Source organism: Methanoregula sp. (assembly GCF_023227875.1).
GTDB lineage: Archaea > Halobacteriota > Methanomicrobia > Methanomicrobiales > Methanospirillaceae > Methanoregula.
This window is the reverse complement of the sequence record NZ_JALOCH010000003.1, coordinates 189,461-212,537: the sequence shown is the minus strand read 5'-3', so window position 1 is coordinate 212,537 and position 23,077 is coordinate 189,461. Positions and strand designations below refer to the sequence as shown.

The following is a 23,077-nucleotide window of genomic DNA, read 5'->3' as shown; positions in this document are numbered from 1 at the left end:
ATGGACATTTTCGAAGAACAGACCACAACTGCCGGTAAAAAACCGCATTCAACGCTGAAACTCGCCCTGGGAATTGCTGCCGGGCTGCTCCTCGTTGCCGGGCTGATGCTCGCCACGTATTACATGACCCACTCGGACACCCAGGGAGTGACCGTCATCCGTATGGAAGGGGCGATGCAGACGGGGGATGTCTCGGACGGCGAGACAATCGGCAGCGAAGTAATCGGGAAACAGTTGCGCGATGCCGCTGATGACCCGCTGGTAGAAGCGATCGTGATCAGGGTGGACAGCCCCGGCGGCACCCCGGCCGCGGCACAGGAAATTATCGGCGACCTCGAATACGCAAAGACAAAAAAACCGGTTGTCGTCTCGATGGGGGACATCGCCACATCGGCAGCGTATTACGTGAGCGCCCATGCCGACAGGATCTATGCGAACCCGGATACGTTCACGGCCGGTGTCGGGGTCATCTGGCAGTTCTCCGACATCAGCGGCTGGATGAAAAGCGAGGGGTATAATATCAGCGTGGTGAAGTCCGGCAGCAAGAAAGACATGGGCTCTACCTCCCGCCCGCTGACCGACGAAGAGACGGCGTATGCGGAGAAGATCGTAAAGGACAGTTTCGAGAATTTCATCACGGACGTGACCACCCAGCGGGCGATCTCGCGCTCGGATATCGAGGACGGCAGGGTGATCCGTGGCGCCGATGCACTCACGATGAATATCGTTGACGAACTCGGGAACCTCAACAACGCGATTGAAGGCGCAAAAGAGCTTGCAGCGTCCCGGTCTAGATCATCCTGACCGGGTCTGCCTTCATGAATTCGCGGCACACGGTTGTCGCGTAGTGGCCGGGCGGCAGGGTAAATTTCAGCCGCACACTGGTTTCTGCAACGGTTGATTCCAGTTCTGCCCTGAGCGAGATCGGGCGGAACGCTCCCTCGAATTTTGTCCCGACAAACCGTGAGGCCCGGTAAAAGTCGTCCGGGGTGATCCCACGCTCCGCAAGAAGGGCATCCATCACCGGTTCGGCCGGACCCGCCCCGCCGGCTTTCTCTTTTCCGGGCATGAAGAACGCGATGCTGCACCGGCCCCGCGTTATGTGCATGGCCGCGGCGGTCACATTTGCCGCTGTCACCGTATCGGTCCGCCCGTTAAGAAAGACCAGGTGGTCGCCCGGGACGGGCACGGTGAGCTGGTGGCCGTCATCGAACCGCTGGCTCAGGGCGCAGTTGAAGAGCCATGACTGGAACGCGGATATGAACATGGAGAGGAGCTTGGGCGGCAGTTCGCGGAGGGCTCCCGCGTAGTCGCCCGGGTGGTTGTGGAGGTACTGCAGCATCGCCCGCTCGTAGTTCATCTGGACCGGGAAGTCCCGGAGCGCCGGTGCCGGGTCGCGACTTTCGAGGAACGCCCTGCGGGTTGCCGCCGTATTCTCATTTTCCGAAGGGAACGGGAGCCCGATGTAGGTGAGGACGGCCTGTTCGTAATTGTCCCGGAGGATCCATTCCCCGACCGTGTGGGTGACCGGGCGGATCGCGCCGAAACGCTGGAGGCCGAAATAGTTCGGCACGCCTTCCCGAACGGTCTTTGTGATCGCATCCACCCGCGTCACGAAGTCCGTCTCTTCAGTGTCCCGTATGACAAGGTCGAACCGGTTTCCCAGCAGGTCGCCAAGGGACAGGGCTTCGTTCGCGTTCCGCACCGGCTCAAGGACAATGTCCTTTAAACGGACAGCGGCCACCTGTTCCGCGGTGACATCGTAGATCGAGATCCACTGCTTCGTGATCGCGTTCCGGTCCTTGGTGCCGGCCCAGCCGATGCGCCGGTGGCTGATGCCGAGCCGTTTTGCGATCTCTTTTACCGCGTGCTGGAGTTCCCAGTTGGTCTTTTCCAGGGTGCAGATGAGGTACGGGCCGGTTGTCCCTCCCTTGCCTTCAGGAGGGATCTCCTCGACAATAAAATCCTCGGGAGCCGCCCGGAGCCTGCCACCGATCCCTTCGGCATCGCTCGCATAGTACCGCATGCCGAGGTCGCATTCAAGCGGGTAGGTGCTCTGTTTCATAAGAGGGTGAGCGAGCCGGTGATCTTGTCGAGGTCCTCGCTCTTTGCCGGGCCAAGGCCGAGTGCGGTGATCGTGCCCGGCGGGATCTCGGTCATGCCGGCGTCCTGGATCAGGGACGTGGAGATGCCGTTCCGTTCGGCAAGGACTTTGAGTTCAAACAGCGTCCGCTCGTCGTTTGCCTTGAGGACGACCTTCTTCTGCCCCTCGGTGAGCCATGCCTTCTGCAGGGACTTGTCCGCACCATTGAAGGCGCCGATCGCGGCGTGCCCGGCCTGTGCGCACCGCTTGCCGCAGCTCATCTTGACATCGTTTCGTATGATAAGGCACTGCTTGTACCGGAATTCGGGCTCGGGAACCATTGGCGTATACTTGGTTGCCGCACGTCAAATAAGTATAGCAGGAAGGCAAACGATCCATAACAATGCCGCCCCCCGTCCCTGAAGCAAAGGCCCATTATGACCGGTTCCTTGCCGGGCATTACCTCTGGATGGCCGGGGGATTTGACGCAAACACGGTCCGGAGCCGGCAGTTTTTTTCTGCACATCGCATCCTGCCCATATTCAGCGGGACGGCAATTGATCTCGGTGCGGGGTGCGGCTTTGCGTCCATCCCCCTTGCGGAAACCGGCTTCCACGTCACTGCCGTGGACATCTGCCAGCCGCTGCTGGACGAGCTCCGGGGCCGGATACCGGGTCCGGGCATAGAAATGATTGCCGGAGATTTACTTGACTTTCCGATCTGGACGGGACGCAGGCCGGAACTTATCACCTGCATGGGGGATACGCTTACGCACCTGCCGGACCTTGATTCTGTTTGCAGGTTGATCCGGCAGTGTCACGTGGAACTTATGCCGGGAGGAAAACTCATCCTGTCGTTCCGGGATTATTCCGGAGAACCGGACGGATCCGTGGTGATTGTCCCTGTGCGGAAGGATGGCAAACGGATCTTCCTCTGCCGGCTCGAATACCTGCGGGAACATGTCCGAGTGACGGATATTATCTATTCCCAACTGTCGGGAAAATGGAAACGGTCAGCAAGTGAATATGCAAAACTCCGGCTGGCGCCGGCATTGGTGAGGGAGATGATGGAGCAGGCCGGGTTCAGGATTGAATTTATAGGGCCGGAGAACGGGATGATTGGGTTAATCGGGATAAACGAAAATATTCGAAAAATTTGAAACCAGTATAACGATCGAGTTTACGATGTAAACAGAAAATGGAAAAATATTTGAATTTACGATGGCTCCCCGCCTCAGGGCCCCTCGCGGGGATTGGGGGGTTTATCAGAATCCCGAAATTGAGAAGAACCTTCAGATTCTTCGAATCACGGCGGGGTAGTGAGTGTTCTCATTTCTAATTAGTTCTTGAACCGCCGCGGGGGCGCCCCTCCGGGGGCGGCGGCGTTCATCACACTGAGAGAGTTGAGTTATGGGCATCTTCTATGGATTTCAGCAGATCGTTGAGATCCATTTGATTTTTCACCCACTCCGGCATACACTCAGGTGACTCTGATGACCAGTGAAAAGCGTAACTTCGACTCCGTGAACGCAGTGAACGGGGAGAAGCGCAACTTCGACACTGCAGCTGCAACATGGGATGACAAAACGCGCCGGCTGAAACTGGCAAACGACGTTTCCCGGGCGATCTGCGAGACCATCGGGCTTTCACCGGAGATGGACGTGCTGGACTTCGGGTGCGGTACAGGCCTCCTCACCCTTCAGATCCAGCCGCTCGTCAGGAGCATCACGGGCATCGACAGCTCGCAGGGCATGCTCACCGTGCTTGAAGAGAAGATCAGGACGCAGGGGCTCACGAATGTAACGGTCCGGAACATTGACCTGGAACAGGGCATGGTGCCGGAAGGGCACTATAATCTCGTAGTCAGCAGCATGACCCTCCACCACATCCGGGACGTGCGCCGCGTCCTTGAGATCCTTGCACAGGTCCTGAAACCTTCCGGCGCTCTCGCCATCGCTGACCTTGACAGCGACAACGGAAAGTTCCACGACACACCGGAGGGTGTATTCCATAACGGGTTCGACCGCTGCACCATGAAGAAATATTTCGAAGCCGCGGGGTTCACGCAGATCCGCAACCGGACCGCCGCCATCGTGGACAAGGAGTCCCCCTCCGGGGAGGTACGGCCATTTACCGTCTTCCTCATGACCGGCCGGAAGAAGAATGAGGAGTAAATTCTTTTTTGGTGTTTACAGCAGGTATTCTTCCCTGACCGGGTAAAAAACCTCGATTGCCACCGAATCTTCATGGATTATTGCCGAATGCCCGACATTCCCGGGGATATTCCAGCTGTCGCCCGGCCGGATCTCCGATTCCTCATGCTGGATCCGGAGGGTCATGTGTCCCGAGACGAGATACCCTGTCTGCTCGTGGGGATGGGCATGCCGCGGGAGCTCGGTTCCCCTGTCCAGCCGGAACTCGGCCATCAGGGTGTTCTTCCCGGAGACAAGGGTCTTCTGCGTGATGCCGGGCAGTGATTCGCGGTAACCGGTTTCAGTGTGACGGGAAAACATAAAGGGTCCCGATCGTGACGTTGGCCGGGTGAACCAATAATGATAGCGCCGCTCTTCATGGCGCGAAGGGAGGGGCTCATGCAGGGTACGATCACTGGTTTCATGTATTACTACCCGGAATATCTCCGGTATGGAACAACCGGGTCCCGGCAGCGATGACACAATCATCCGCGTGGAGAATCTCGAACACCTGTACGGTGATTTCAGGGCCGTTGACGGGATCAGTTTCACCGTGAAAAAAGGAGAGATCTTCTCGTTCCTCGGGCCCAACGGTGCCGGCAAGAGCACGGCCATCAATATCCTAATCACGCTCCTCTCGCTCCAGAAAGGAACAGCGACGATTGCCGGCTATGACGTGACCACCGATGCCCAGAAGGTCCGGGAATCCATCGGGATCGTCTTCCAGGACATCACGCTGGACCGGGACATGACGGTCTGGGAACTATTGGAGTTCCACGGCAGGCTGTATGACATGCCGGTGAAGGAGCGCCGGGAACGGATCGACGAGTTGCTCATACTCGTCCAGCTCGAAGCAAAACGGAACGAACTCTCCAAGAGACTGAGCGGCGGCATGAAGCGGCGGCTCGAGATTGCACGCGGGCTGATGACCCGGCCTAAAGTCCTCTTTCTTGATGAGCCGACCATCGGCCTCGACCCGCAGACCCGGATGCGGATGTGGGAGTACATCAAAAATGTGAACCGCGAAGGCACGACCATCTTCCTGACCACCCATTACATGGACGAGGCGGACCAGCTCTCGGACCGGATCAGCATCATCGACCACGGGAAGATCATCATCTCGGGAACATCGGATGAACTGAAAAACACCCTTGGCCGGGACCTGATCTACCTTGATACCGACAATAACGGGAACGCGATGAAACTGCTTGAACAGGTACCGTCGGTCCGGGAGATCACGGCCAAGGGCAACAGGATCGCCCTCATGGTGAACGAAGACGGGACAAAAGTGCTGCCGGGCATCATCGATACGCTCCGCAACGCGGGGATCGAGATCTCCACCATCAACTTAAAAAAACCCACCATGGACGATGTGTTCGTTTTCTATACGGGCAGCGAACTCCGTGACGAAGGACAGGCGCCTGCACGCCAGATATTCCTCCGGGGAGGGAGATAACATGGGGTACGGCTTCCTGACGGTCTACTGGCGCGATATGATCCGGTTCTTCCGGTTCAAGACGCTGCTCATCTCATCGCTCCTCCAGCCGGCACTCTGGCTCGCGTTCTTCGGCATTGCCATGTCGAGCAACTTCGACCGGCTGATGGCTGGCATGCCGGTGCCCGAGGGGGCGTATGCTGTCGGGTACCTCACGTTCATGGGCGCGGGCATCATCGCGATGACGACCCTTTTTACCAGCCTCTTCTCCGGGATCGTGATCCTGTTCGACAAGAACTGGGGGCTGATGCGGGAGATCCTTGCAAGCCCGGTGAACCGAAACCATATCATTGTCGGCATCGCCATGTCCGGCGTGACCAAGTCGTTCATCCAGGCGATCATCATCATGGCCTTCGGCATCCTGATCGGCGCTGCGTTCTTTGCCGGTTACACGCCCGTGCAAATCGTTATCGGCGTCCTTGGCGTCCTCGCGTTTGTCGCCATGTTCGCTCTCGGTTTCCTCTTCCTGTCCGCCGCGATCGCAATCTCGATGGAGAGTCCCGAAGGGCTCCAGGGCGTGATGACGCTCCTGACCATGCCGATCTTCTTTGCAAGCAACGCCTTGTACCCGATCGACACCTTCCCGGAGGCCCTCAGGATCATCTCGGCTTACAACCCGATGACGATGCTCATCAACGGGATCCGGTACTTCGCGATCGGCCCTGATTTCTACGCACTCGGCCAGCACTATCTCTTCACCCCGGGGGAGGTCCTCCTCTCGTTCCTGGGGCTTGTGCTCTTCTCCGCCATCATGTTCACGCTCGCATGGTGGAGGTTCCGGCGGGCCGTGGTGACATAGCGGCATTCCTTTTTTTCCCTGCATCCGTTCCGGCAGCACCATTCAATACGATTGCCGAAGAATAGTTTCATACTAAGGGGAGCACGGGATGGGACACGTACTGGTATCGCCACTGAACTGGGGACTTGGGCATGCCACCCGGGACATCCCGGTCATCCGGACGCTCCTTGCCCGCGGCCATGACGTCACGATCGCGGGGCACGGGAATGCCCTCTCCGTACTGGAACAGGAGTTCCCGTCATGCACCTTCCGCGACTTCCCGGATTATTCCGTCCCGCTCAGCGCGAACAATTTCTTCCTGGCCCGGTTTGTTGCGTCATCCCCGCTCCTTCTCAAGGGGATTGCAGAGGAACGCCGGAACCTTGCCGCGATCCTCAGGGAAGACACGTACGACCTCATCATCAGCGACAACCGGCTCGGTGTATACTCCGACACGATCCCCTCCCTCTTCATCACCCACCAGCTTCATTACCACCTCCCCCTGATTGCATGGCCGCTGGAACTTGCAATCGCATGGCTCAACGGGCACCTCCATGAAAAATTCAACCGGATCATCGTGCCGGACAATCCACCCGGACCGCTCTCGCTTGCCGGGAAACTGTCCCGGGGAGAATCGGACATCACCCGTTCCCGTACCTATTATGCCGGTATCCTGACCAGTACCCGCAGGCGCGAAGTCGGACAGGACCTCGATTACCTGATAATCATCTCCGGGCCGGAACCCCAGCGGACCGAACTGGAGAAGATCCTGCTGCCGGCTGCTGCCGATCTCCCGGGGTCTGTTACCATTCTCCTCGGAAGCCCACGGGCTGCCGGGGGGACGGGGCACGCTGATCGGTGCAGGGTCCTGTCGTACGCGTCAACGGAAGAGAAGGAGGTCCTGATGAACCGGGCAACGTGCATCATCTGCCGGTCGGGATACACCACCATGATGGAACTGGCCGAACTGAACAAGCACCGTGCCCTGCTCATCCCGACACCGGGACAGCCGGAGCAGGAGTACCTTGCGGACTATTACGAACAAAACGGCTGGTTCCATGCACAGGAGCAGCACCGGCTGGACCTCGCAAACGACCTCCGGATCGCAGACGGGTTCAGGGGATTCCCGGAAGTGCCGGTAACGGATGAGAACGTGCGCCGGCTCTATGACGATGTGCTGGCGGGGTACCTGGAATGAAACGCTGCGCGAAGCAGGTGAGGTGCGTGATACACGATGGATGATATCATTCAGTACGGGATGAAGATCATCCTCGCACTCTTCATGGCGACCGTGGTTTTTCTCTGCGTGGTTGCCTGCCTGATCATCGTGGAACTGCAGGCACTGGCTGCCGGCGATGCAGGATTTATTCTGGCCAGTATCGCAGGTGTCCTGCTGGCATGTGCCGGGTATATCGGCACCGGATTCTGGCTGCGCAGGACCGGGCGGATATAACGGGGAACACCGCACGGGGCATAAGTCCCGGTAAATACCCACATTCTTTTAGACGAACCTCACCAATATACCTGATAAGTACAGAAGAGAATTCCCCATGAAAGAAGACCCGCTGATCCCCTTAGAAAAAATAGAAGTTCTGGTTGGTACCTCCGGCCTTTCCTCCGGCCGTGTCGGGGAGATGCGTACCCGGTACGGCGCCAACATGATGACACCCCCGGTACGGGAACCATTCTGGAAGCAGTACCTGGAAAAGTTCGACGACCCGATCATCAGGATCCTGCTCTTCGCGGTTGCCATATCCATGGCGGTATCCATTGTCAGGGGCAGCGGTCTTTTGGACACGCTCGGGATCATTGCTGCAATCCTCCTCTCAACCGGGATCGCCTTCTTCAATGAATACCGGAGCAGCAGGGAGTTCGATGTCCTGAATGCGCACCGGGACGAGATGGTGGTAAAAGTGGTCAGGGACGGCCACCCGGTGAATGTGTCCTCGCGGGACATCGTGGTCGGCGACCTGGTCCTGCTGGAGGCCGGGGATGCGGTCCCCGCCGACGGGTGGATCCTCTCTTCGGACGGGCTCGTTGCAGATGAGTCTGCCTTTACCGGAGAGAGCGAACCGGTCCGGAAGGACGAGAGCGAGCGCCTCCTGAAAGGCACGTATGTGACTGCCGGGAAAGGCCGGATGATTGCAGCCGCGGTGGGCGACTCCGCACAGATGGGCCTGATCGCCGCCTCGCTCGGCATCGACCATGCCACCCCGACGCCACTCGAACGGAAACTCGGGGAACTGGCCGGGGTGATCAGTAAGTTCGGGTACGCGATGGCGATCCTGATCTGCAGCACGCTGTTCATCCGCGGTTTTCTTACAGGTGAAGTGAGCGGCCTCAACATCGATACCGCCAACAATATCCTCCACTATTTCATGCTCGCGGTCGTTATCGTGGTCGCGGCGGTCCCCGAAGGGCTTCCGATGAGCGTGGCCCTCTCGCTCTCTCTTGCCATGCGGAAGATGACCCGGGCAAACTGCCTTGTGCGGCGCCTGATCGCCTGCGAGACGATCGGGTCGGCTACCACCATCTGCACCGACAAGACCGGCACGCTCACCAAAAACCAGATGCTCGTTGCTGCATCATCGGCCGGCAACCCAACGATGCCGGATTCAATCCCCCGGACACCTGTTGAGTGGATCACCATCAACGCTGCCGTGAACGGGACCGCATACCTTGACATCCACGGGGAGAAGACCACCGTGATCGGGAACTCAACGGAAGGGGCGCTCCTCCGCTGGCTGAAGGAGTACGGCCTCGATTATGCCAATATCCGGGCGGAGATGCACGAGACCAGGCAGTTCCTCTTCGACGGGAACCGGAAACGGATGTCAACGGTCGTCATCATCCAGGGAAAACCATTCCTCCTTGTGAAAGGTGCGCCGGAGATCCTTGCAATGCTCTGCACCGAAACACCGGAACTCGACGGGATCATGGCACTTGCATCGCGGGCAATGCGGACACTTGCCTTTGCCCACAAAGAGATTGTCAATGCCGACGACAGTGAGACCGCTCTTGTGTGGGACGGGTATGTCGGCATCCGCGACCAGCTCCGGGACAACATCGGCGAGTCGGTTGCCACCTGCCAGAAGGCGGGCATCCGGGTGCGGATGGTGACCGGGGACAACCCGGAGACTGCCCGTGCCATTGCACAGGAATCGGGGATCCACAAAGGCGGGACGGTCATGCCGGGCCCGGCCTTCCGGGCACTGTCACCGGAAGAGCAGGTGACTGCTGCCCGTGACCTCGATATCATGGCCCGGGCCGAGCCCATGGACAAACTGCTCCTCGTGCAGGCGCTCCAGAAGTCCGGCGACGTGGTCGCTGTGACCGGCGACGGGACCAACGATGCGCCGGCCCTCAAGCACGCGAACGTGGGTTTTGCCATGGGCATTGCCGGAACCGAAGTGGCACGGGAGGCAAGCGACATCATCCTACTCGACGACTCGTTTGCCTCCATCACGCAGGCCGTCTGGTGGGGCCGGTCGCTCTACGAGAACATCCAGCGGTTCCTCCTCTTCCAGCTGACCATTAATTTCTGCGCCTGCATCCTCGTCTTCATCGCGCCGCTCATCGGGCTCCCGGAACCGTTCACCATCATCCAGATCCTCTGGATCAACATCATCATGGACACCCTCGCCGCGTTCGCGCTCTGCTCCGAAGCCCCCCATGCGGGACTCCTGAAACGGCAGCCGATCCCGCAGGACACAACGATCATCACGCCGTTCATGTGGCTCTCGATCATCGTAACCGGCGCATTCCTGATCATTGCCGGGATCCTCCAGATGGCGACCGGCTTTCTGGGCGGCTCGACACCGGAAGAGATCACCACGGTCTTCTTCTCCGCGTTCATTGTCGCCGCGATCTGGAACGGGATCAACTGCCGGGCCCTTGACGGGAAGATGCCGCCATTTTTCAAAGGCAACCCGATGTTCTTTGTCATCATGGGGATGGTCCTTGTCCTCCAGATCGCACTGGTCCAGTTCGGCGGCAAGATCTTCTCAACGGTCCCGCTCTCTCTGTTCCAGTGGGCAACGATCATCGTTGCATCGGCATCCGTACTCGTGATCGGGTTCCTGCTGCGGGTATCGTTCCGGTATTATACCGGCAGAAAAAACCCGGTTTCCACGGATTAACATCACACTTTTTAATTCCGGCTCGTTCATCCGGGAAACGAGCGGAAACAGGAAATATTCTCCCGGGTTGAACACCCGGGCTTACAAAAAGGTTTATACCGGGAGATCGGGAGATGCCGGCAACCGGGAGTGATCAGGTCTTCTTTTTTGTTATTGACCAGATAACACGGCGGAGCTCGGCAAATTCCTGGTCCGGATCGCCGCCCCGGTGGAGATAATAGTCAGCTCCACAGTCAAGCGCAGTTCGTATGTCGGTATTCATGGTATAACCGGAATAGAGGATAATATAGGATGAACACCCGTCGTTACGCAGTTTCCTGACAAGGTCAGTACCAGTCATGCCGGGCATGCGCCAGTCTGATATGATCACGTCATACAGCTGCTTTCTGACTTTCTCGATCGCCTCTGCAGCGGCATTCGTGATATCTACCGAGTTCTCCGGGTCATCTTCGAGATCGAGACGCATAATATCAAGAATGTCCCGGTCATCATCGACAAGAAGAATCCGTGGCATGGTAATTACCCTCTTATACAGTATTTTGTTACAGGACGGTCGTATTTATGCATTGTCCTTTTTATCAGGGATATACATCAGGTAGATAAAAAAGATTTGCATAAAAAAGATCAAGATAAAGGAATTAGATTTGCGTTTCCTGCAAAAAGCGATAGTAAGTCTCCGGAACCTGTATCTCAAACCGTGCACTGGTTCCGGGTTCACCGGTCTCTGAGAGCGTGATATCGGTCAGGGACAGGATTTCCCGGGCAATGAACAGGCCCCGGTTTCCGGAACCATCGTTCTGGATATCAAAGAGCTGGTCTTTTTCTTCAGCAGAGAACCCGGGGCCGTTGTCATTGAAGATAATCATAAGGGCACCGTCCCTGATCTGGTAGCTCACCTGTATTTCCCGGGGGGGTTCACCCGTGCCGGTCATTTTTTCCATAAGGCGGTCAAAGACCCGGTCCAGCTGGGCGTCGGCAAATATCTCCACTTCCGGAAGGTCCGATACAATCCTGACCGATTTCTGTTCGTACGGGGTTATGATTCCGGCAATGATCGCGGGGAGATTCTGCCATTCCGGGGAGCGGAGCCCCATGTCCTTGAAGTCCCGCGTCATGTTGATCTCGGTCCGGATGGCTTTTACGGCATGTTCCTGCCGGTTGAGATATTCGAGAAGCACGGGATCAGTCATGGCTTTTTTGATCCTCCCAAGATACGCGAGCACGATGGTAATCTTGTTCTGGATGTCATGCCGGGCGATACTGGTATAGACATTGATCTTCTTGTTGGCTTCCTTGAGCGCCCGGTCCATGCGGATGCGCTCTGACAGGTCACGCGACGAACAGTAGACCATCTCCTTGCCCCGGAACTCCAGGTAGGTGAGCCGGACATCGACAGGGATACCTGTGCCATCCTTTTTTACCAGGTACGTTTCACGGGAGACCGACCGACCGTTCTTGAGGTCCTGCCAGAGGAGGTCCCATTCCTCCAGGGAATAAAACGGGACAAGATCGCCAAACTGGCAGTCCAGCAACTCGATTCTGGAATACAACAGACCCTCCGCGGCAACATCGTTTGCATACCTGATCCGGGCATCCTGGTCGATCCAGAAGACCATGTCCGTTGCCCGGTCCATGGCAAACTGGGCAAGGAGGAGCTGTTCCTCCATCCGTTCCCGTTGCGCAATTTCCGAATAGAGCTGGCGGTTGATCCCGCGCAGTTCCTCGGTCCGGTGGACGATGGACTCCTCAAGGGTTTCCTGGGTCTTTTTCAGTTTCTGTGCGGTGAGGACCTGTTCGGTGATGTCGATGCCAAACGAGTTGATGGTGTCCAGTTCCCCCCGCGAATTGAAGAGCGCCCGGTCCTGCCACCGCTGGTACCGCAGTTCGCCGTTCGCCATTACGACCCGGTATTCGATCGTACCCACGGGATATTTGAGAGAAAGACCAGCGAGATGGATTTGGATCCGGTCCGCATCTTCCGGGGAGATCAGTGGCTTGAAAGGGCGGCCGATCAGTTCTTCCCGGGTCTTTCCCACTGCACGGCAATAGGTCTCATTCACGTACCGCGTGATCCCTTCCGCAGTACGCCGGACAACATATTCCATCTCGTCATCCAGCAGTGCAAGGATGTCCGGGGATGTCGTATCTTTCCGGGAGATATCTGCGGACGGATTATCGAGATCGACTATAACGGAAACCCCGGGCCTGCCGTTCTCAAATACCACCGGGACCATGAGGAGAATTACCGACTGGATTTTTTCTCCCTGCCGTACCTGGGCACGGATCCGCTGTTCAGTTCCTTTCAGTACGGCCCGTACCAGTTGACCGGGCTGGATCCCGTCCAGGTACCGTAGAGGCAGGTTTTCGAGGGGATGGCCGGATACTTGGTCTCCCGTCATCGCCACAAGAGTGCAGAAGTCCTGGTTCTGGTCGATGATCATTCCTTCATGGTCGATGACAAAAAACGGGCGGGTGCAGATTTTTCTCAGGGAGGTGACCGGGAGACGTTCGGACTGGTAATAGACTTTTGAGGTCCCCCTTTTGCGCCCGTCAACGGCTCCCTGGATCTGGAGAATATCCATGTATTTGGCAACAGTATTACGGTTCATCGCCAGCACCGTGGAGATCTCCGTTATACTCATCCCGTCAGGATGGGTTGCCAGTAATTCCCTGATACGGATAATCTCTGCATGATTCTCTGCCATATCCGTCTCTGTACACCTGAGTTCGTCTGCTCAAGGTATAAATGCATCGAATATGCCGTGCATATCTGCAAAGCAAATAAAATCCTTTATAAAAAAATTATTGCAAAATGGGTGTATCCCAACAAAATGCTTGGCAGATTAGGATTGTGTTGCAAAACTTTGGAGATGAGAATGGTGGAACACTCGACACAGGCATTGAATTCAGGGATATATTCCCCCTCCCGCAAAGGTGAACGGAACGGGTTGCATGATCAAAAGGAACTCTTGTCACAGTTATCGGTAAAACTGGACGAGTACTTTGCCTTGCGAAACCTGGGCACACGGGAGTAGGAAGGGGAGGAAGCAGTCATGATGTCTAACGATTTGAAGATGAGGAGCCCGGCGGGATTCTGGCGTGACATGCCGATCGTGATCGGGTCTACTTCTTCCGACGCCAGCCGGGCCCAGCTCCTGTATGTCTGGCTGCGCTCCACGGGTATGGATGAGATGAATGAAATCAGAGGAATGTGGTGAATGAAACATGACAGAAACAGTTGACGAAGTATTCAAGAACATAATAAAAATTTCTGATACAACGGCAAACCCGGGCGTACTGGGCCTGCTGGCTTTCGGGATGACTACTGTCATCCTTAACCTGCACAATGCAGGATTCTTTGCAATGGGATCCGTGGTCTTTGCAATGGGCATCTTCTTCGGGGGCATTGCACAGGTCATTGCCGGGATCATGGAGTGGAAGAAGAACAACACGTTTGGTATGCTCGCGTTTATATCGTACGGGTTCTTCTGGATCGTGCTGGTGTTCATGATGCTGATGCCGGCTCTCGGGTGGACGGGAGCACTCGACAAGGTATCGCTCGTATCGTACCTTGCGCTGTGGGGGCTGTTCTCGCTCGTGATGTTTGTCATCACGTTCCGGCTCTCGAAGGCACTCCAGGTCGTCTTCGGCCTCCTTGTGCTGCTCTTCCTTCTGCTTGTCGTAGGCAACGCACTGGGCAACGAGACGATCATCCACATCGCCGGTTTTGAGGGGATCCTCTGCGGGCTCTCTGCCATGTATACCGGCCTTGGGGAAGTAATGAATGAGGTATACAAAGAGAAGGTAATCAACCTCGGGTGATGACAATGGTAGAACTAAACGAATTCAACGAGATGTTTGAGAGAAATCCGCTCTCCCAGGTACTTATCGACGCCGATCTTAAAATGCTGATGGTAAATGAGGCGTTTTGCAAGATGGTCGGGTATAGCAAGGACAGGCTGCTCGCTATCCGGATCAGCGACCTCCGGTCACAGAACATGATTAAGTACCTGGATGATAAAGGGCAGTCCATCCAGGATGCTATTACTACAAAAAGGGTATCGCATGGCGAGAGCACCCTTGAAACCCCTTCGGGGACGCACGTCATTGACAGGACAAACATCCCCCTCATGGATGAAAAGGGGAATGTGAAATACGTCTATGTCACGTACAATGAAATCACGAAGATCGTCAAGAACGGGAAGTTCATGGCAGAAGAGGTGGAGATCCTGTCCCAGGCATATGCAAAGATGGCAGCTGGTGATCTCACCGTCCGTGTGGAACTTTTAAAACCCGATGAAGACACCAAAGATGCGCATGATAATATCGTCAAGCTCCGGGATGCCGTGAGGGGGATTGTCATCAGCCTCGAGAATAACATCGGTGATGTCAACAAGCAGATGACAAACCTGACCGTCACAACTGACAATGCGGCAAAAAGTGTCGAAGACGCTTCCAAGAGCGTCAACCAGATTGCCAAGAATGCCGGTGTCGTCTCGGAAAATGCCCAGAAATCATCTGAGGGCATCGAGCAGATGTCCAAGGCAATGCAGGACATGAGCGCCGCAGTCGAGGAAATCACCTCGAGCATGGAGAGCGTTTCCACCCAGGCAAACAAGGCGAAAGACTCGGCGAAGAGTGGTGCACTCCTTGCAGATAATGTCAACAAGGACATGACGGAGATCACCAAGTCGTCAGAGAATGTGTACGGTATCGTCAAGGATATCGAGAAGCAGATGACCGACATCGGCAAGATCATCGTCCTGATCCGTGACCTCGCAAGCCAGACAAACCTGCTGGCCCTCAACGCCGCGATCGAGGCGGCCCGTGCGGGAGAGCATGGCAGGGGCTTTGCTGTTGTCGCATCGGAAGTCAAGTCACTGGCCCAGGAGTCCCGTTCAAGCGCGGAGAAGATCGAGGAGATGATCACGCAGCTCAACCTTGCCACCAAGAAGGCAACTGAGGCCATGGAATTATCAAAGACACTTGTCAACAAGGGCTCCGAAGAATCCCAGCAGGCCGTCGAGGCATTCCGCCAGATCCAGAATGCCGCCGAAGCGGTTGCAAACAGTGCTTCCGAAGTCGCAGCTGCCACTGAAGAGCAGGCCGCAACCACCGAAGAGATCACGGCAAGTGTACATGAAGTTGCAAAACTGATCGAAGAAACCGCCAAGGAGTCCGGAGACACCGCTGCAGCAACCGAAGAGTCTGCGGCAGCAATTGACGAGATCACACGGATGATCCAGACCGTCAACGACGTTGCTGTCCAGGCCATGGAAGCCAACAGGAAATTCAAGGTGGACTAATAAGGGAGGGAATTGCCCATGACAGCAAAGGTAAGCGAACCTGTTGCAACGGCACAAACTTCCGTTCCTTCCGAGAAACTGGCCGAAACGATCCAGGTTGTAGAATTTGTGCTGGGAAGCGAGCACTTTGCCATCGATCTCTTCGATGTCAAGGAGGTTGTCGAGTATACCACAATCACCAAACTCCCCAATGTCCCCTCCTACGTGAGGGGAATCATCGACCTGCGGGGTGAGATCACCATGATCATCGACCTCAAGCACCGGTTGAACATTACCGAAGAGAGCAGCACGTCTCTCGAGGCGTCCCGGATCATTGTTCTCGATGAAAAAATGGCCAAGTCGAAGATCAGTATCCTTGTTGATGATGTGACATCCGTATCGACATTCGAGGGAAACCAGGTCGATTATACCTCGGCATCCGTCAGCAAGGAGGACACCTCGATCCTGGGGATCATCAAGCGCAAGATCAAGGTCAAGGAGAAGGAGATCAACGAGCTGATCATCTGGATCGATATCAAAAAACTGCTTGGCGATATCGATTCAACCCTGTGATCGGGAATGTGGAGGAGTGCACCCCTCCCCATCCCGCATGGGGATGAAGAACCGGACCTGCCGGACCAGGGAAAAACCCGGAACGGTCCGGCAGCCCGGCGGTGGAGACCCCAGCATCTGCACACCATGATTATGGAAATGCTGGCACATTTCCTTTTTTAATAACTTGAAAGAACGAGATCCCTCTTTTTTAAGGTAATGGTACACACGGTTAAAAACCGGTTCCTGCCAACCGGCCCCCGCCGGGACATTCACGCCGGGGATGTGAAAATAAGAGCACCGATAATAATGACCGATAGGACGAGAGCCCCGCTCAGGACAAAGAAGAGGGAATAATCTGATACGGTACTTTTCTTATCCCGGGGAGTCTTCCCGGTCCCCTTTTTTTTACGGTTCTGGTTCATTCCTGCATCCTGTTAACAGACTGTGAATGGATATGCGCCACAAAAACATAAATGTACCCAGGGGTATGAGTATACCCTCCGCAGAATAACCGGATACTGCACTTAAAAAAGAATTTATGTGAATTATCAGGTAAACCGGTAGCCCTGTTCCTTGACGAGGACGATCATCTCCCTGACCTGCTCTTCCTGCTTATGAGTGAGTTTCCTGCCTTTCTGGATCAGCCGTCCCATCCGCACGATCTGCATCCGCTGTTCCTGGGTGAGGGTCCCGGAATGATGCGCCCATTTCAGGATATCATACCACTGTGCCCTGTTGAACGCGATGCCTGGGGGGATATCGGTACCATATTCGCCGGATTCCGGCGAGGGTTGCTCTTCATCCGCAATCTCGCCACGTTCATCCTCACTCTCTTCCTCTTCATCCGGTTCGTATCCAGGCTCTCCGGGTCCATGTCCCGGGGGCGTGGTGCTGAAGGTATCGGGGCTATCATTTGCCGTTTCGTCATCGTCAGAAGGCTCCCGGATAATCGAAACCGCCGGTACATCCTCCGTTTCGGGCTCGCCAGCGGATCCCTCCTCTTCGAAGAGGTCTTCAACATTGGTTATACGGGGTACCTGCGGTTCTGTACCGCCCGTGCCAGGATAAACATGCAGGGACTGGCCGGGCGTTCCCGTTATCACGGGGAGATCCGGCCCCTTGACAATAAGGGACCGTTTCTTTGCCTTTTCAGATTCCAGGTCCCCGGACTGCTGTAATGACTGTTCCAGATCCTGTTTTTCATGGACGGCAACATCAAGGCGCTCCTGCGCATTCATGTGGTCTTCCCATTCATCCGCAAGTGCCGCCCGTGCCTGGTCAATCTCATCCGAAAGACGGGACATCTTATCTTCAGCCAGCTGTTTTTCCCGTGACAGTGTGGCTACCTGCTCTTCAAGATCCCGGCGGATTGTCTGCGATGATTCGAGGTCGGCCGAGAGTTCACGGACGGTTGCTGTTAATGAGGATTCATTGTTCTTCCCCTCGGTTTTGGCAGACGAGAGCGCTTTGAGGAGATGTTCCTGTTCGGATTCAGCTTCCCTGCGCAACTGTCTCTCGCTCGCAAGCGCCAGCTGCAGGGATTCCCGTTCCCGTGATGCGTTCTGCAATTCCAAGAGAACCAGTTCTTTTTCCCGGTCTTCACCATGGCTTGCTTCTTCAATCCGTTTGTACTGTTCCCTGCTCTCATCAAGGTCGGCATGTGCCTGTTCAAGCTCGTCCGTGAGAGCCCGTACCTGCTGGCCGGCCTCGGCACTGGCAGACAATACCGCATGCAATTCCGATTCCAGGTCATGGATTTTAAAGGTGGCTGACTCCAGGCGGGATTCAAGATCCGAACGGACGGCGATGACTGCTTCGAGATCGGTCCTGGACTGTGCGAGGGCACTTTTGTGTTCTTCAAATGCGGTATTGACCGTCTGGTGCTCCCCGCGCAGCGATTGCAGGAGAGCATCGCGTTCCCGGATCTCGCTGGTCAACCGTTCTTCAGTTTCACGGTGCTGTTCTTTCTCCTGGTCAAGGGAGGCACTCACCGAACGGAGCTCTTCTGCGAGCGCCTGGAGATCCCGTGCGGTTTTATCCCTGGCTTCCCGGGTCTCCCGGACTGCCGCGTTCAGCGATTCCACTTCGCGTTCCTTGTCTGAAAGTTCGGCACGGGTCTTTTCAGCATCTGCCCGGAGATCGCTCTGCGCCTTTTCAGATATCGCGGCGTTGTTGCGCAACTCCGCTTCAACCTGTTCTTTTTCCGTCGTGACCGTTGCCAGTTGGTTCTCCAGGTCATGGATCTGTTTGTTCGCATTCCCGAGTTCATCTCTCTGGCGCAGGAGATCTTCACCCAGCTGTTTTTCAGTGTCCTTCAGCTCATCAATAGTACGGGTGAGGGCTTGTTCGGACTCGTTTTTTACCTGAGTAAGGGTCTGGATTTCATCTTCTGCAGACTGGGCATGGGCTTTCTCCGCGTCAAGGGAACTGCGCAGTTGTTCGCATTCAAGGGACAGTGCCTGCACTGACTTTTCCGATTCTTCCTTCCGGACCGTGGTCTCCAGCAACCGTGCCTCAACATCGATCCTCTGGGCAGTCTCGCTTGCAAGGGAGGCCTTTACGGACTGGAGGCCGGTATTGGCTGTTTCAAGATCTGCTGATACATGCTGGAGCTGCTGCCTGAGGTCATCGATCTCTGCTGCATGCCGTTGTGCAAAGTCTTCTGCCTCACGGATGAGCCGGGAGATCTGGTCTTCTGCCCCGGCAAGAGAGGTCTTCCCGGATTCGATCCCGGCATTGAGCCGTTGGATCTCTCCGGCATTCTCCGAGAGCTGGCGGTCTTTTGCCTCTGCATCGGCAATGAACGTACTGATAGCCTGATCTTTCTCCCTGACAGTCGCATTCAGGTTTTCGATTGACCGTGCCCGGTCACGGGCACGCTCTTCGGACTGGTTTAAAGACAGGGAAAGATTCTCCTTTTCCCCGGTGATCCGATTAATTTCAGCTGACCTGTTGACGGCAATTTCAAATGAGGAGAGGAGGAATTCCAGTAACTTCCGGCGGTCGGCAGTGACTACGAACTGTTGTTCATCATGCTGGATCTTGAACTGGGTCTTGATCTGTTCGGGGGTCTGTCTCTCGACGGGAGTGGCGAGCATTCCTTCAATCAGGGAGGAGAGATATGAGGGATCATACGGGTACGAGATGAAATTGTCAGCATTGCAGTCAAGCACGTGGAGGAGATGGGACAGGTTCGATGCGCCGGTCAGTACAAGGACAGGGACAACCCAGAGATCATAATCCGCCTTGATAGCGCGGCAGAGACCGTATGCCTCTTCCGGGAAGGTCACCGAATCACAGATCAGCAGGTTCGGTTTTCCTGACCGGAGGGTTTCAAAAAGGTTTGTTCCATCGGTGAAAAAGGTCACCCGGTATCCCGGTTTTTCCAGGTCTGCCGCCTGGACCGGGGAATCGGATGTACTTGTACTCAGAACGAAAATATCAACGATATTCTCATTCCCATCTGACAGGGAGTTATTCATTACAATCTCTCACATGTGACTGAAATCTCATCCAGCTGGATGCCTAGTGTAATAATTTTATATTCTGGATTATAGTATTTCTGGTCAAAAACGCCCTGTCCCTGCCACGAAACTGCCAAAAACGGGTAATAAATCATGTACCCGGACAGTGATATGACGTTGCAGATATACCGGGTCACGCCGTGAGAACGTTCAAAACCGGTGTCCCAATACCCGGAATCTTCAAATGCGCAGATTACCTGGAGGATTATGCCCGTCTGTCGGTCCCTTCGGCGATCCACCAGTCGATGAGTGCCCGTGAAATGCTCATCCGCGAGGGCAGGTCGGGGAGATGGTCGCGGTCAAACCAGCCGGCAGAGATGATCTCGTTATTGTCGATCGCGATCTCACCCCCGGCATAATCGGCAACAAACCCGATCATGAGAGAGTTCGGGAAGGGCCAGGGTTCACTGCCGAGATAGCGGATATTTGCGATCTCGATGCCGGTCTCCTCCCGGACCTCCCGGTGCACGGCTTCATCGAGGGTCTCTGCCGGGTCCACAAAACCGGCGAGAATACTATGAAGGCCCGGCGGAAACCGGGGAGATCGTGCGAGAAGGATTTCATCGTCCTTCCGGACAAGGACGATGATTGCCGGGGATGTGCGCGGGTACGTGACCAGGCCGCAGGCATCGCATACCTTCGCGCGCTCCTGACGCGACGGGCGGGTTTTGGCCCCGCACTGTCCGCAGAACCGGGTTGTCCGGTTGAAATCAACGATACGCACGGCAAGCGAGGCAATGGCAAGCTCATCATCGGAAAGGACGCTATAGAGTTCGCGGATATTGGGATAAAAAGTGCCAACGGAAACGGCCGTCCCGGATGGCATTTCTGCCGCATAATATACCGCAGTCCCCCGGTGCCCAAGGTACTGCACATGCTGAACCGGGAGGTCCAACTCTCCATAATCCCACCCGGGAAAAAGAGTTGCCGGAGAACCGGGAAAGATATACACCCCATTGTCCCTGACATACACCATGTTCGTATTTTTTGTGAGCACATCCGGTTCCGGGTACCGGGACTCAAGGAACACTGTTGAGAACATGGCCGTATGGTCGAATGGTTTTCCGGTAGTATCGTGAATCATTGGCAGGTTCCTAAGTTTAATCCCTGATCTCAAAAAAGCAATCTGTTACCCGGATAATAAGGAAAACTGGCGGACACCAAGATGTTATTAAACGTCCCCGCGGATAACTGATCACCCCCATCACCGGCGGTGAATTACCATGCCCTATCGCATCTCCCTCATCACCCTGGAAGAAAAAGATCGCCTGGCTGCCCGTTTCACACCTAACGTCAGGTACGAGATCAAATCCGAGATATACGGCTGCTGCATCAAGCTCCTTTCGGATGACCCCGTGCTCAGGGGTACCTGGCAGGAAAATTTTTACTCGATGTCCCAGAACATCCGTTCACATGGCAGGATGTATGTATTCAGGGACCCGGACTACCCCCCTGATTCGGTTTTTTATGAGCCGCAGTCCAGGACCGCGTTCCTGCTCAATGTCAGATATTACGGGTGGATCAAGTCCCTTGCCCTCAGTCTCACCAGCGATATCCTTGAAGATGAGCACGCAATCTTCTCGGTACACGGGGCCTGCATCGATATCGCGGGCAGCGGGCTCTGCCTCATCGGCACTTCGGGAGCGGGGAAGACAACGCAGACATACGGGCTGCTCCGGCAACCCCATACGCGCATCATCTCCGACGACTGGTTCTTCTCCCGGGTCTTCGGCCCGGAGATCCTTGCCTATGGATCGGAGAAGAACTTTTACATCCGCCAGGACCTTGAGACGGTCTGGAAGGAGTTCGGGGGGCTTGTCAGGGCCGAGGAATATGACCGGGACGGGCGTGCGGTCGCCGATATCCGCTGGGTGATTGGCAAAGGGAGGATGCTCCCCATGACAACGTTGAGGACCGTCATCATCCTCAAGCGCGACCCGGCCGATCGCAATACCGTGCAATCACTTAACCCGGATGCTGCGCTCGCGTTGTTCGAGCGGAACAATTTCTTTAACCCACACTTCCTTGTCAGCAATCCCTACAAGACTGCGATACGGATGAAATATATGAAGGATCTCCTGGACCGCACAGTTATTTACGAGGTAAATACTACCGGCACACCGGAAGGGACACAGAAGATGATCCGGTCCCTTGTCGCAGTCCCGCAGGCTGGATCCTGAAACGAATGGCAAAAACAAAGTACCGAATAGGAAAGTATAGGGAAAGGCCGAATTTGCCATTCAATTTTACTTACATTAAAAAAATATCATTCAATGGTCACTATTTTGTTGAGAATCGTCAAACCTGATAATTGAATCGCAACATTATTAACTCCATAAATATTACTAAAATTTGCAATTGTATTACTCTGGTGTTCACATGCACATCCCTGACGCATTTATTCCAATCTGGCAGGGCGCGATCTACTGGATCATCGCCCTTGTCTTTATCGCTCTTGCCCTCAGGTGGGCAAAGAACGAGATGAACGAAGAGAAACTCCCGCTCGTTGCGGTCCTTGCAGCCGGCATCTTTGCCCTGCAGTCATTCAACCTCCCCGTTTCGATGGGGACCAGCGGGCACCTCGTAGGCGGGGCGCTTGCCGCGATCATCCTCGGCTCTCCGTTTGCGGCAATCTTCATTCTCACACTGGTGTTGATCGTCCAGGCCATCCTCTTTGGCGATGGCGGCATAACCGTGCTGGGTACAAACATCATCAACATGGGAGTGATCGGGGGCTTTGTCGGGTTCTACTCATTCAAGGGCCTGATGGGCGTGACTAAAAGTATGCCCGTCTCGGTCTTCCTCGCAGCATGGCTGGCATGCCTTATCCCGGCACTTGCATGTGCAGTTGAGATGTTCCTTGCCGGAACCTTCCCGCTTACAGAAGGTCTTGTTGCGATGGGTATCTACCATGCCATCATCGGAGTAATTGAAGGGATCGTCACCGTGGCTGCTATATACCTGATCACCACGGCAAGGCCGGATCTTGTAGATATCGGGGTCAAAACTCCATCGGGGGCCTGAAAA

22 protein-coding genes are annotated in these 23,077 nt (G+C 55.6%); 14 read left to right on the top strand and 8 right to left on the bottom strand.

Features of this window, described 5'->3' with window-relative positions:
• Entirely contained in the window at window positions 1-804 is an 804-nt protein-coding gene (gene sppA, locus M0R30_RS04825) for a signal peptide peptidase SppA (protein WP_292544058.1), read from the top strand.
• Here sppA and truD read toward each other — a convergent pair.
• Both truD and pth2 read right to left on the bottom strand, forming a co-directional pair.
• The gene (truD, locus tag M0R30_RS04820; RefSeq protein ID WP_292544055.1) at window positions 791-2,065 is read right to left on the bottom strand and encodes a tRNA pseudouridine(13) synthase TruD; all 1,275 of its coding nucleotides are present in this window, start codon (window positions 2,063-2,065) and stop codon (window positions 791-793) included. The genes sppA and truD overlap by 14 nt on opposite strands.
• Window positions 2,062-2,424: a peptidyl-tRNA hydrolase Pth2 gene (pth2, locus tag M0R30_RS04815; RefSeq protein WP_292544053.1), complete on the bottom strand. Its 363-nt coding sequence runs from the start codon at window positions 2,422-2,424 to the stop codon at window positions 2,062-2,064. The genes truD and pth2 overlap by 4 nt, the downstream gene beginning before the upstream one ends.
• A gap of 62 nt (window positions 2,425-2,486) precedes the next feature.
• Between pth2 and M0R30_RS04810 the strand changes: the two genes are divergently transcribed.
• Both M0R30_RS04810 and M0R30_RS04805 read left to right on the top strand, forming a co-directional pair.
• Window positions 2,487-3,242 (top strand): class I SAM-dependent methyltransferase, encoded by a 756-nt coding sequence (locus M0R30_RS04810; protein ID WP_292544050.1) that lies wholly within the window; start codon window positions 2,487-2,489, stop codon window positions 3,240-3,242.
• A 333-nt stretch (window positions 3,243-3,575) separates the two neighbouring features.
• Window positions 3,576-4,256, top strand: a complete 681-nt coding sequence (locus M0R30_RS04805) for a class I SAM-dependent methyltransferase (protein WP_292544048.1) — start codon at window positions 3,576-3,578, stop codon at window positions 4,254-4,256.
• A 15-nt stretch (window positions 4,257-4,271) separates the two neighbouring features.
• On the opposite strand, the gene M0R30_RS04800 is transcribed toward M0R30_RS04805, so the two are convergent.
• Window positions 4,272-4,595 carry a cupin domain-containing protein gene (locus M0R30_RS04800; RefSeq protein WP_292544045.1) on the bottom strand — a complete coding sequence of 108 codons (324 nt, stop codon included), beginning with the start codon at window positions 4,593-4,595 and terminating at the stop codon, window positions 4,272-4,274.
• 130 nt (window positions 4,596-4,725) lie between these two features.
• Here M0R30_RS04800 and M0R30_RS04795 point away from each other — a divergent pair, with 130 nt between their 5' ends.
• From M0R30_RS04795 to M0R30_RS04775, 5 genes are all read left to right on the top strand, one after another.
• The gene (locus M0R30_RS04795; RefSeq protein ID WP_292544042.1) at window positions 4,726-5,730 is read left to right on the top strand and encodes an ATP-binding cassette domain-containing protein; all 1,005 of its coding nucleotides are present in this window, start codon (window positions 4,726-4,728) and stop codon (window positions 5,728-5,730) included.
• 1 nt (window position 5,731) lies between these two features.
• Window positions 5,732-6,568: an ABC transporter permease gene (locus tag M0R30_RS04790; RefSeq protein WP_292544039.1), complete on the top strand. Its 837-nt coding sequence runs from the start codon at window positions 5,732-5,734 to the stop codon at window positions 6,566-6,568.
• Between the two features lie 88 nt (window positions 6,569-6,656).
• Window positions 6,657-7,745, top strand: a complete 1,089-nt coding sequence (locus M0R30_RS04785) for a hypothetical protein (RefSeq protein ID WP_292544036.1) — start codon at window positions 6,657-6,659, stop codon at window positions 7,743-7,745.
• A 36-nt stretch (window positions 7,746-7,781) separates the two neighbouring features.
• The gene (locus M0R30_RS04780) at window positions 7,782-8,000 is read left to right on the top strand and encodes a hypothetical protein (RefSeq protein ID WP_292544033.1); all 219 of its coding nucleotides are present in this window, start codon (window positions 7,782-7,784) and stop codon (window positions 7,998-8,000) included.
• Window positions 8,001-8,097: 97 nt separating this feature from the next.
• Window positions 8,098-10,686: a calcium-translocating P-type ATPase, PMCA-type gene (locus M0R30_RS04775; RefSeq protein ID WP_292544030.1), complete on the top strand. Its 2,589-nt coding sequence runs from the start codon at window positions 8,098-8,100 to the stop codon at window positions 10,684-10,686.
• Window positions 10,687-10,819: 133 nt separating this feature from the next.
• Here M0R30_RS04775 and M0R30_RS04770 read toward each other — a convergent pair whose 3' ends face one another.
• Window positions 10,820-11,200: a response regulator gene (locus tag M0R30_RS04770; protein WP_292544027.1), complete on the bottom strand. Its 381-nt coding sequence runs from the start codon at window positions 11,198-11,200 to the stop codon at window positions 10,820-10,822.
• Window positions 11,201-11,324: 124 nt separating this feature from the next.
• On the bottom strand, window positions 11,325-13,391 hold the full coding sequence (locus M0R30_RS04765) for a PAS domain S-box protein (protein WP_292544025.1): 2,067 nt from the start codon (window positions 13,389-13,391) through the stop codon (window positions 11,325-11,327).
• A 348-nt stretch (window positions 13,392-13,739) separates the two neighbouring features.
• Between M0R30_RS04765 and M0R30_RS04760 the strand changes: the two genes are divergently transcribed.
• From M0R30_RS04760 to M0R30_RS04745, 4 genes are read left to right on the top strand one after another with little or no spacing between them, the layout of a single operon-like run.
• The gene (locus tag M0R30_RS04760) at window positions 13,740-13,904 is read left to right on the top strand and encodes a hypothetical protein (protein ID WP_292544022.1); all 165 of its coding nucleotides are present in this window, start codon (window positions 13,740-13,742) and stop codon (window positions 13,902-13,904) included.
• 7 nt (window positions 13,905-13,911) lie between these two features.
• On the top strand, window positions 13,912-14,508 hold the full coding sequence (locus M0R30_RS04755) for an acetate uptake transporter (protein WP_292544019.1): 597 nt from the start codon (window positions 13,912-13,914) through the stop codon (window positions 14,506-14,508).
• 5 nt (window positions 14,509-14,513) lie between these two features.
• Complete coding sequence (locus tag M0R30_RS04750) at window positions 14,514-15,992, top strand: methyl-accepting chemotaxis protein (protein WP_292543989.1); 1,479 nt, start codon at window positions 14,514-14,516, stop codon at window positions 15,990-15,992.
• Window positions 15,993-16,010: 18 nt separating this feature from the next.
• Complete coding sequence (locus M0R30_RS04745) at window positions 16,011-16,544, top strand: chemotaxis protein CheW (RefSeq protein WP_292543987.1); 534 nt, start codon at window positions 16,011-16,013, stop codon at window positions 16,542-16,544.
• A gap of 251 nt (window positions 16,545-16,795) precedes the next feature.
• Here the strand turns inward: M0R30_RS04745 and M0R30_RS04740 are convergent, their stop codons facing one another.
• The 3 genes from M0R30_RS04740 to nudC form a co-directional block, all read right to left on the bottom strand.
• Window positions 16,796-16,948: a hypothetical protein gene (locus tag M0R30_RS04740; RefSeq protein WP_292543986.1), complete on the bottom strand. Its 153-nt coding sequence runs from the start codon at window positions 16,946-16,948 to the stop codon at window positions 16,796-16,798.
• A gap of 126 nt (window positions 16,949-17,074) precedes the next feature.
• Window positions 17,075-20,008, bottom strand: a complete 2,934-nt coding sequence (locus tag M0R30_RS04735; RefSeq protein ID WP_292543985.1) for a hypothetical protein — start codon at window positions 20,006-20,008, stop codon at window positions 17,075-17,077.
• 247 nt (window positions 20,009-20,255) lie between these two features.
• A complete protein-coding gene (gene nudC / locus M0R30_RS04730; RefSeq protein ID WP_292543983.1) occupies window positions 20,256-21,134 on the bottom strand; it encodes an NAD(+) diphosphatase in 879 nt (292 codons plus the stop codon).
• A 139-nt stretch (window positions 21,135-21,273) separates the two neighbouring features.
• Here nudC and M0R30_RS04725 point away from each other — a divergent pair, with 139 nt between their 5' ends.
• A complete protein-coding gene (locus tag M0R30_RS04725) occupies window positions 21,274-22,230 on the top strand; it encodes an aldolase (RefSeq protein WP_292543981.1) in 957 nt (318 codons plus the stop codon).
• Between the two features lie 199 nt (window positions 22,231-22,429).
• Window positions 22,430-23,074 carry a cobalt transporter CbiM gene (gene cbiM / locus M0R30_RS04720; RefSeq protein WP_292543979.1) on the top strand — a complete coding sequence of 215 codons (645 nt, stop codon included), beginning with the start codon at window positions 22,430-22,432 and terminating at the stop codon, window positions 23,072-23,074.
• Window positions 23,075-23,077: the final 3 nt, after the last annotated feature.

Excerpts from the sequence above, each read along its gene's own strand:
- M0R30_RS04795 (WP_292544042.1), top strand. The coding sequence starts at position 4,726 with ATGGAACAACCGGGTCCCGGCAGCGATGACACAATCATCCGCGTGGAG.
- M0R30_RS04755 (WP_292544019.1), top strand. The coding sequence starts at position 13,912 with ATGACAGAAACAGTTGACGAAGTATTCAAGAACATAATAAAAATTTCT.
- M0R30_RS04790 (WP_292544039.1), top strand. The coding sequence starts at position 5,732 with ATGGGGTACGGCTTCCTGACGGTCTACTGGCGCGATATGATCCGGTTC.
- nudC (WP_292543983.1), bottom strand. The coding sequence starts at position 21,134 with ATGATTCACGATACTACCGGAAAACCATTCGACCATACGGCCATGTTC.
- M0R30_RS04810 (WP_292544050.1), top strand. The coding sequence starts at position 2,487 with ATGCCGCCCCCCGTCCCTGAAGCAAAGGCCCATTATGACCGGTTCCTT.
- M0R30_RS04770 (WP_292544027.1), bottom strand. The coding sequence starts at position 11,200 with ATGCCACGGATTCTTCTTGTCGATGATGACCGGGACATTCTTGATATT.
- M0R30_RS04760 (WP_292544022.1), top strand. The coding sequence starts at position 13,740 with ATGATGTCTAACGATTTGAAGATGAGGAGCCCGGCGGGATTCTGGCGT.
- M0R30_RS04750 (WP_292543989.1), top strand. The coding sequence starts at position 14,514 with ATGGTAGAACTAAACGAATTCAACGAGATGTTTGAGAGAAATCCGCTC.
- pth2 (WP_292544053.1), bottom strand. The coding sequence starts at position 2,424 with ATGGTTCCCGAGCCCGAATTCCGGTACAAGCAGTGCCTTATCATACGA.
- M0R30_RS04780 (WP_292544033.1), top strand. The coding sequence starts at position 7,782 with ATGGATGATATCATTCAGTACGGGATGAAGATCATCCTCGCACTCTTC.
- M0R30_RS04740 (WP_292543986.1), bottom strand. The coding sequence starts at position 16,948 with ATGAACCAGAACCGTAAAAAAAAGGGGACCGGGAAGACTCCCCGGGAT.
- M0R30_RS04745 (WP_292543987.1), top strand. The coding sequence starts at position 16,011 with ATGACAGCAAAGGTAAGCGAACCTGTTGCAACGGCACAAACTTCCGTT.
- M0R30_RS04775 (WP_292544030.1), top strand. The coding sequence starts at position 8,098 with ATGAAAGAAGACCCGCTGATCCCCTTAGAAAAAATAGAAGTTCTGGTT.
- M0R30_RS04800 (WP_292544045.1), bottom strand. The coding sequence starts at position 4,595 with ATGTTTTCCCGTCACACTGAAACCGGTTACCGCGAATCACTGCCCGGC.
- cbiM (WP_292543979.1), top strand. The coding sequence starts at position 22,430 with ATGCACATCCCTGACGCATTTATTCCAATCTGGCAGGGCGCGATCTAC.
- M0R30_RS04805 (WP_292544048.1), top strand. The coding sequence starts at position 3,576 with ATGACCAGTGAAAAGCGTAACTTCGACTCCGTGAACGCAGTGAACGGG.
- truD (WP_292544055.1), bottom strand. The coding sequence starts at position 2,065 with ATGAAACAGAGCACCTACCCGCTTGAATGCGACCTCGGCATGCGGTAC.
- M0R30_RS04725 (WP_292543981.1), top strand. The coding sequence starts at position 21,274 with ATGCCCTATCGCATCTCCCTCATCACCCTGGAAGAAAAAGATCGCCTG.
- M0R30_RS04735 (WP_292543985.1), bottom strand. The coding sequence starts at position 20,008 with ATGAATAACTCCCTGTCAGATGGGAATGAGAATATCGTTGATATTTTC.
- M0R30_RS04765 (WP_292544025.1), bottom strand. The coding sequence starts at position 13,391 with ATGGCAGAGAATCATGCAGAGATTATCCGTATCAGGGAATTACTGGCA.
- M0R30_RS04785 (WP_292544036.1), top strand. The coding sequence starts at position 6,657 with ATGGGACACGTACTGGTATCGCCACTGAACTGGGGACTTGGGCATGCC.
- sppA (WP_292544058.1), top strand. The coding sequence starts at position 1 with ATGGACATTTTCGAAGAACAGACCACAACTGCCGGTAAAAAACCGCAT.